Origin of the sequence: Exiguobacterium sp. s26, from assembly GCF_018618235.1 — a bacterium.
Taxonomy (GTDB): domain Bacteria; phylum Bacillota; class Bacilli; order Exiguobacteriales; family Exiguobacteriaceae; genus Exiguobacterium; species Exiguobacterium chiriqhucha.
Map to the genome: position 1 here is coordinate 1 of NZ_JACSLS010000034.1, position 215 is coordinate 215.

Here is a 215-nt window from a genome sequence, read left to right on the forward strand (position 1 = left end):
GACCCCCAACTACTTTCGGCGCTGAAGCGCTTAACTTCCGTGTTCGGCATGGGAACGGGTGTGGCCGCTTCGCTATCGCCACCAGACAAGTATTATATTAACATTATTTAGTCATAACGTCAATATTTTTTAAGAGATTGTTCTCTCAAAACTGAAGACTCATCAATTCATCCAAACCTTAGACTAGATCAAAGCCTCGACCGATTAGTATCATT

Annotated in this window: 1 rRNA gene; it reads right to left on the bottom strand. The window is 42.3% G+C overall.

What is annotated here, in order from left to right:
* Positions 1-86, bottom strand: a 5S ribosomal RNA gene (gene rrf / locus KNP82_RS15500); the annotation flags it as partial.
* Positions 87-215: the final 129 nt, after the last annotated feature.